This window comes from Pseudoalteromonas sp. NJ631 (assembly GCF_000276645.1).
In the GTDB taxonomy this organism is placed as follows: domain Bacteria; phylum Pseudomonadota; class Gammaproteobacteria; order Enterobacterales; family Alteromonadaceae; genus Pseudoalteromonas; species Pseudoalteromonas piscicida.
The window spans coordinates 318483-324930 of sequence record NZ_AKXJ01000003.1; the positions used below are offsets into that span (position 1 = coordinate 318483).

A 6448-nucleotide genomic window follows, 5' to 3' on the forward strand; every position below is an offset into this window, starting at 1 on the left:
TGTAACTACTCCTTACTTTGATTTAGTCGCATTAGGCGTTTGCGGTTCTTGGCTTTGTGGATCCGTAGCATTTGGGTTAACCGAGGCTGGCAAAGCCGGTGTGCCACCCTCTGTATTTAAAATCAGTGGTAGGCCATCTTTACCACTGCCTATTACCACCACTTTTGCATTGTTAGATTTTGCCAATTCTATGGTTGCTTCTATGCCGCGCCATCTTAGATAAGTTTCAGAGATCCCGCCACTCACCGTTTCTTGAAAGTCGGCTATGCCCTGCGCTTCGGTTTTTTTCCGTTCTGCCTCTTTTTTGGCTACCTCTAAACGCATTTCATACTCTTGATTTAAGTACATTTGATTCACTTTGGAAATAATTGCGTTATGTACTTTATCTGGCACATCTACCTGCCGAATAAGCATATCGTCAAGGTTCACTAAGTTATGCCCTTGCATCGTACTGTTCTCTTGCTCAAGAATTGTTTTTTCTTGCAGCTGTAGCTCCTTTAACACCGTATTCAATAGCCGAGCCTGAACTTCTAGACGCTGATGACCATAGACTTGCTCCGCAGTATAGTCAGAAACAATCATGCGCACTGCAGAGGCCACCTCAGGGATCACCATTTCATCTAAATAATCCTCTCCAACTAATTTATGTAGGTAGGGAATATGCTCCACTACAGGACGGTAACGTACGGTGATATCTAGTTGGATCCGCAGGCCCTCAGAGGTGATCGCATGTACCTGAGTAGTCGCGGTTTGGAATCGGCTCGAATAAATCGTCAATGTATCCCAAGGATAAACTAGCACCGTGCCCTCATAAAATGGATGTTCTACGAACGTACCACCGCCAATGCGCTTCCAAAGTACTCCAACTTGACCTGAGTCTACCTTGATAAAAATGATTTTGACCAATGCAACGGCAATAAATAATAAAATAAGTAACGTCACACCAGCACGAAAACGCCAAGACAAAATACGCTTATGCCACTTGGGCTTGTAACGCTTTAACACCCGCATGAGCAAATTAGATAGGATCAGTGCCAGTATTAAGCCGCCGGCGACGAGTAAGGCAAAATCCCCTGAAATATTAATGTTCATGATGGTACTCCATTACTTTCACTGTCGTGGTGTGCTAACAACTGACCTTCCTCCATTTTTAAGTGTACATCGGCCAAATGGAAGTAGGCATCGTCATGGGTGATGGCGATAATGGTGTTACCACGCGCTTTTAAACGAGGTAACACTTGTTCGTAGAATTTTCGTCTAAAGATAGGATCTTGATCTGCCGCCCACTCATCAAAGATGTAAATGGGACGATTTTCTAAAATGGTACTCAAAAGCGCTAAACGCTTGCGCTGGCCTGATGATAAGTCTATGGTGCTAAACGCCCCATTTTGAATACCCACTTTGGCACGCATCTCTAAAAAGTCCAACCATTCGTCGATTTCTTCAGTACTCAAATCACGAATACCATAGAGCTGCTGGAACAAATGAAAATCTGCAAAAACGGCTGTGAATAGGCTTCGATAAGCAAGGCGATTATCTTCCGTAACCGCTTTGCCATTCAAAAGGATTTGTCCGCTCTGTAATTCATAAAGGCCAGTCAACATCCGTATAAACGTTGTTTTACCGCTACCATTACCACCGGTAATAAAAGTGGTTTTTCCTTGTTCAAAGGTGATATCCACCGGCCCCACAGCAAACGGACGATCGCTCGATTTTTTCTGATGTTGATAAAACGCCCCCGCTAAGGTGATGGCATTAAATGAGGTTAGGCTTTCACCAGGTTCAGGTCGTTTAATCTCTTGCTCATCTTGGACATTTTTTAAATCGCGCTCCAATGCTAAGACGTTTTGCGCCGCCTCTGTTGCGGTGGTGAAAACGGGGATCCCACCAACAATACTGGTAATAGGGCCGATTAAAAATAGCGATGCAGTGGTAACTTTAATGACCACATCGGTATATACATCCGAAAGCATAGGGACGATAAACACCATCGCGCCTGTGGCTGCGAAAAAGGTGATTTGCGACAGAATAAAGTCGGTCGCAAACAAGGTTTGGGTTTTGGTTTTTGCACGCCTTGCACGATTCGAATCACGGCGGTATTCATGTTCTAAATCTTCCGCTCTTGGCTCACTGAGCTTTACTTCTTTAAAGCCATCGAGCAAGTCAGATAAGCGTTGAATAAGCTGGTTTTCGCTTTCAAAAGAAATGCGCATGTTGCGCTGGATTTCATTGGCGCGTAATCGGTGAATACTGGCTCCGACCAAAATCAGTGTCGAGATAACCATAAAAGCCACAAAAGAGTGCCAGGCAATATAGAGCGATGTGAAAAACACCAAACTAATGGATTGACCAATGATCACAAACAGCTGCGCCGACTGAGATATAGTCTGCAACTCTTTGCTGATGGTATTAAAGATCCGCTCTTTGCCAATTTTCTCTAGTGTTGACAACTCGGTATGACGAATGCTTTCAAACAGATCGACTCTCAATTTGTCTATAGCACGCTCCACCATTTGCGCGGCTTTAGTCATCAATCTTTGCTGAGTGAAACCATATATTGCAATCGTCAGTGTAAATAGCACCAAGTAGTAAAGAATATGATTTTCTTTATTAATATCAGAGATATTGGCTGCTACGTTGTTGATAAGCGCAAGCACCAACGCATTGGCCAAACCAGAAATGCACCCCAGTGCAATAAAGGTCCTTTTCTTTATCTGAATATGTCGGCGAATTAATTCGTACAATACCATTGTTATTATCTTTTATTGTTATTGGGCTACCGCCCGCGCATGCTACTTAGCATAGTCCCTAAAAATCAAAACTGCCTGTTGGATTTAAATAAATATTTCATTAAAACATTAAGTTATATTTATAAACCGCCCAGTTTTACCAGCAATGTAAGATCTCATTCCTCGTCATTCACCTCTGTGGGCTTGCGCTTTTGCCCAACTAGTAAAATGATCAAGCCAACAATAGGTGTAAACATCAACGAAATTAAAAAGAAGCCCACAGGTCCGGCAAAGGTGTTTCGTCCCCAATAACCAGTTAAAATGCATAACACTAAATATAAAGCGATAAGCATAATTTTCTCCAAGTTGTTGATAAATTCGGTGCGGAGAATAAACCAGCAGTTGCCTGCCGGTTTATGTCAGCCAGTATCGGTTATACTGTGGCTTTATCCGCTGTAGCTGTTGCGTCCGCATTCCCTTTATTTGCACGATACTTAGCTGCGATGTCTGCGATATCCCCTTTCATACTTGCTAGATTCAGGTCTATCAGCGTGCCGCCATTTTCAAAGTGTCGAACAAAAGTTGCGCCTACTGCGTGTGTTGATGCCGCAGACACAACTGGCATAAATGCGATTGCGCTTAACGTGCCAAGGACAGGAACCGCCTTCAAAAAGCTGCTTAGTCCCGCGCCCCCTAAGGTTTGTGGAAAAGAGCCGCCAATCAATGCGCTTACTGTGCCACGCAGCTTGTTGTCACCATATGATTGACCATAGACTTTTGCTACTTCGCCTATCATCTTCATTTGGATCCCTGTCAACGCCACTAAATCAACCGCAGGAACGGGAATAAACCCAGAGCCAAACGACCATTTTGTGTATTTGTCGACAATCAGCTGAGCAACGGCTGCTCTGTCTTCATCAGCAACAAGTTGTGATTCCTGTTGTTCTGGAGCGTCGCTCGCCTTGTCATCCTTCGCTGTTTTTGTCACTGCCATAATTCATCCTCTATGATTTATTTAAACAGTTGTCGAACTCATCAAGCACCATATTGGCACTTGCCCTAGTACCCAAAATCAAACAAGCTGCACTTATTCAACTCTGAGCTTTACCGCCTTCATCCATGATGAAGAAGTAAACCTAAGAACAACCAAGGATTTGCACAGTGTCACAAATACAACTGAGCGAAACGTTGCCACCTACTGCAGGCGTTCTATTAATTTGTTTAACCGAGCGCGAAAGCTCAGTGTTTTTCCCTACCGCGTTATGCCTGATTCAAATCTTGCTGGCATTGCTCGGTACGGTGTTTATCACTATAGAAGATAATGTTGCGGATCTCCTTGGCGATACAATCTGACTCAATCCCCTCTTTCACATAGTTGCTAAACACCATAATGCTTTGATCTCGTTCCAGTAAACGAGTAAAACTGGTCACCCATGAATAGGGGTAACTACCAGAGTACTGTAAGAATTTTTCATACATTCTGAGATTTGCATCGGCTGGGTTTTCGGGGCAATTTGCCACTTTGCCGTACTGGTTTGGGTCGACATAAGTGACAAACCAGCCATAGCCATAGTATTCACACTCGTCGCTACTACCAGTGTTAGAGTAGGGAGCAAAGGCCGCTAGTTTCTGGGTATCATTTAAGATTTGAGTGCCATACAAACCTTGATCCCATTTATGCATGTCTTCCACTGTGGAATACAAATCTCCAGCTGAATACAGCACTAATGGGTTGCTATATGGATTCACTAAAATATCTTCGTAAGGTGCGGGGCCTCCAGTGGCTGGTGGACGGCCATTAGCAAGCGATAAATATTGGTTTTGATTATAGATATAACCTGTAGTCATATTTGCATAGACACCAATCGCACTGTAAGAGCCGCTGTCCGTCATGCTAAGCGGGTTTAAAATTTGCTCTTGAACGATATTGGCAAACCAATACTCACGACCAATATTGCCTTGTTTGCCAGCCGCTAACTGCTCGATGATATTACCGATAAGATAGTAGTTACAGTTGCTGTATTCATACTTACTGCCGGGCGTAAATGACGGTGTACCACTTTGCCCCGCTTCGGCACCGCAGGTGCAAAAGCGGTTACTAAAATCTTCCGGTCCGTTAAGATCTAGACTCGCGTTATATAAATAAGGCCGCCAACCGTAGTTATCGTATACGGCTTCGTTATCGCTGTAGTTATTGATCCCAGACGACATAGTAAGCAAATGATGTAACGAAACATCCGCACATTGATTATCTGGGTACCAAGGCAAATGATCGCCAATGGTTTCCTGCCGTAAGTCCTTACCATCTAACATCTTCATTAAAATAGCAGCCGAAAACGCTTTGGTATTGGAGCCAATGCGATACTTAGACTTAACGCTGTTATCAACATCATATTGCATGTTCTGTGGTCCGCAGTTGGACTGGTACACCACCTTATCAACCGAGGTGATATAAACCGTGCCAAAGAATAGGTTGGCATCGCAATATTCCTTCACCACCGCCTCTATCATTTCTAATTGATTAGGCATAATCGTGTGATTATCTGCGACACTCTTTTTCTGCAAACAAGAAGCCAGTGCTAAGGTGATGCAAAATAGCATCATCATTCTTAGCCGTAGTTGTATTAGCCATTTCATTTTTTCATTCCTTACATTGCCAACCACGTAACCACTAACAAATGTTGTTGCCCGACTTTCATCGGAATAAGTATCAACTAGTTATGCTGACGCGATATTTGCCATGCCAACTAGTACTTTACGAGTGCCTGTATAGGCCTCTCTGCCGTGAGTAAACAGCATATTATCCAGCAGCAAAATATCGTTTCTTTGCCACGGGTAAGCAAAAGTGAGGTCTTGATAAACTTGATTGATGAGCTTGATGTCTTGGTCACTTATTTCACTACCATCACCAAAAAAGGCGTTACGAGGTAAAAATTCGCTGCCGATACTGTCACGCATTTGTGCACTGAGTTGATTATCTAGGCTCGAGCAGTGGAACAAGTGAGCTTGATTGAACCATACCTTTTCACCACTTTTTGGATGGCGCATGACCGCCGGACGCCATTGCTTGGTTTGTAGCCTTTTATCATCAAGCCAAGTAAATTCGATTTCATTTTGTCGGCAATATTGCTCAACTTCGGCTTTACTCTCGGTCTGAAAAACCTCTTGCCAAGGTAGGTCGATATCACCGTAGTTACGCACGTACTGCACACCTAAACGCTCAAACTTGTCTCTTAATTCACTGGGAATACGACGATATACTTCACGGCTGTCGGCAAGTGGAGTGCACCCACCCGTGGTTGCTGGGATCACACAAAAAAAGCCCATTCGCATCGGCCAAACATTGGAGTAAGCATTTTCGTTATGCTGCAGGATCACTTGATCGGCATGATATTCCGTGGTGGTGTAAATATTGTTGTTCAGTGCCGTACGCGGTGAGGAGCGATAAACATACTGGCTTAAACGCTCACCAAACAAGGTCTCAAGTATGGCGCTAAACTGATTCGTGCTCACAATATTTAAGCCACGAAGCAATGCAAAACCATCTCGCTCAACCCAGTTATTCACCTCTTGAACGTGGTTTTTCACCCATGCCATGCCGCTTTGTTTAACCTCAGATAAGTCATGTATCCGAGAGTCTGCTGCAATTGTTGTCGGATCCAATTCCAAAGAAAGTGCGTGATCCATTGTTTTCCCATCCTTAAAAGTAAGTACTTTTG

Annotated in this window: 6 protein-coding genes; all 6 read right to left on the minus strand. The window is 43.7% G+C overall.

All coding sequences use genetic code 11. The features are described 5' to 3' along the window. Positions 1-12: 12 nt before the first annotated feature. The 6 genes from A587_RS0108290 to A587_RS0108315 all read right to left on the minus strand — a co-directional run bounded on the left by A587_RS0108290 (position 13) and on the right by A587_RS0108315 (position 6416). Entirely contained in the window at positions 13-1092 is a 1080-nt protein-coding gene (locus A587_RS0108290) for a prohibitin family protein (RefSeq protein ID WP_017217210.1), read from the minus strand. Beyond that, positions 1089-2750, minus strand: a complete 1662-nt coding sequence (locus A587_RS0108295) for a cyclic peptide export ABC transporter (RefSeq protein WP_017217211.1) — start codon at positions 2748-2750, stop codon at positions 1089-1091. The genes A587_RS0108290 and A587_RS0108295 overlap by 4 nt, the downstream gene beginning before the upstream one ends. A 155-nt stretch (positions 2751-2905) precedes the next feature. Further along, complete coding sequence (locus A587_RS25150) at positions 2906-3082, minus strand: hypothetical protein (RefSeq protein WP_017217212.1); 177 nt, start codon at positions 3080-3082, stop codon at positions 2906-2908. Between the two features lie 80 nt (positions 3083-3162). Beyond that, the gene (locus A587_RS0108305) at positions 3163-3723 is read right to left on the minus strand and encodes a YcjF family protein (RefSeq protein ID WP_010368778.1); all 561 of its coding nucleotides are present in this window, start codon (positions 3721-3723) and stop codon (positions 3163-3165) included. 266 nt (positions 3724-3989) lie between these two features. Then, a complete protein-coding gene (locus A587_RS0108310) occupies positions 3990-5366 on the minus strand; it encodes a serine hydrolase domain-containing protein (protein ID WP_017217213.1) in 1377 nt (458 codons plus the stop codon). A gap of 81 nt (positions 5367-5447) precedes the next feature. Beyond that, positions 5448-6416, minus strand: a complete 969-nt coding sequence (locus A587_RS0108315) for a TauD/TfdA family dioxygenase (RefSeq protein ID WP_010607107.1) — start codon at positions 6414-6416, stop codon at positions 5448-5450. Between the last annotated feature and the right edge of the window lie 32 nt (positions 6417-6448).